We start from the raw sequence: 1,460 nt of genomic DNA, 5'->3' as shown, positions 1-1,460 counted from the left end.
CTTCCCGGCCTCGATCGCTGCCTGCGCCCGCGCATCCGGGGCCGCCGTACCCAGCTGCGTGCCGGGCCACAGCCGCACCTTCGCAGTGTCGGGCAGCTGCCAGTACAGCAGCCGCTCCTCCACCGGAAACATCGCCCGCAGATAGGCGCCCATGTCCCCGCCCCGGTCGCGGCACGGCCCCTCCCCGAACCAGGCTGCGGATTTGAATTCCTCTGTGCCGGCGACGAACCGGCGCAGATCGGCCGGAAAACCGTTCGGCAACTGCCGCGTCGGCGCCGCCGCACCAGTGACGGGCGGCGGATCGCCCGCATCGTCAGCCCACGCCGTCCCCGCACCACCGAGCGCGAGGACACCAACAGTCATGAGAATCAGAACGGTTCGCATCGCTTCGCCGCCCATTTAGTTGACGTAGAAGGAGTAGTAGCCCTGCTGCACCGGGTTCGCCAGGGCGCTGCCCGTTGGTGGGGCGGTCACCGCGGGGTCCGACGGGTCGGGGCCGGTACGGAAGATCTTGTCCTGCAGCTTCCAATCCCCGTCCTCCCAGACCAGCGACACCTCGTCGGTAGACCACGCGACTCGCACCGCTTTCGGATCGGTCGGGGTGATCGAGTACTGCGCGGTCGACATCTCCCAGATCGACACTTTCGCCGCATCCTCACTGAATGACGTCACGGTCACCGCAGCCGGCGCGATCGTGAGCGTGCCCGGGCCAGGAACCGGATGCCGACCATCCTCGACAAGTTTGAGAGCACCGGTCGAGGCCGCACTGGAGACACGCGACCGCATCACAGTGTCCATCGAAATGCGGCCCGAGAACGCCTCATCGAGTGCCTGCACAGTGTTGACAGCCGCGGTAGCGGCGCCATCCGGATCGCGGCTGTAGCCGGTAGGGACACCCTCGACGATCCCGGTCGGGCCGTGAGCGGTGCGGATCGCCGACGGTGCTCCGATCCCGCCCTGCTCCCCTGTCGGGGTGTCGTCGTTCGTGTCACTGCAACCGCGGACCCCGAGACCGAGCACCGCGAGCAGGATCAGCCCGACCAGTCCGATCGTGACCCACCGGAAAGGTCCGGACCACAACATCGGAGGCATGCCGGGGCTGTCGGGTGTACCGCTGGTGTCGCGGGTGCGGGCGCCGAGGTGGGAATAGGTGCTGCGCATGAGATCTCCCCGTCTGTCGAATCGGGCGGTTAGTGGGGGGCGAAGTTCGCGGCGACCGTCCACACGAACGGCAGCGCCACCATGGCTGCCACACCCAGCCAGGACCAGCGGGCCTTCTGGGTGCGTTCGACGGTGTCTTCGACGTGGGCTTGCTTGCGGGCTATCGCCATAGCCGCTGTCGCATAGATGGAGTACACGCCCAGGACGAAGAACCCGAGCGCCCAGGCGCCGCCGAGCGCGATCTTGCGCCAGTTGTTGAACTCGACGCCGAAGATGGAGAAGTCCGGTTTCACCCCGTT

The 1,460-nt window shown here is 67.4% G+C and carries 2 protein-coding genes and 1 pseudogene; all 3 read right to left on the bottom strand.

What is annotated here, in order from left to right; genetic code table 11:
- Window positions 1-363: pseudogene (locus tag A8G08_RS03175) on the bottom strand (hypothetical protein); the annotation flags it as partial.
- Between the two features lie 36 nt (window positions 364-399).
- Window positions 400-1,161 carry a DUF8175 domain-containg protein gene (locus A8G08_RS03170; RefSeq protein WP_068270042.1) on the bottom strand — a complete coding sequence of 254 codons (762 nt, stop codon included), beginning with the start codon at window positions 1,159-1,161 and terminating at the stop codon, window positions 400-402.
- A 29-nt stretch (window positions 1,162-1,190) separates the two neighbouring features.
- On the bottom strand, window positions 1,191-1,460 hold a 270-nt coding region (locus A8G08_RS27360; protein ID WP_068270040.1), incomplete at its 5' end, for a hypothetical protein.

The sequence above is a fragment of the Aldersonia kunmingensis genome, from assembly GCF_001646865.1.
Classification (GTDB): domain Bacteria; phylum Actinomycetota; class Actinomycetes; order Mycobacteriales; family Mycobacteriaceae; genus Aldersonia; species Aldersonia kunmingensis.
The sequence above is the reverse complement of the archived record's forward strand: the minus strand, read 5'-3'. Positions and strand labels throughout refer to the sequence as shown.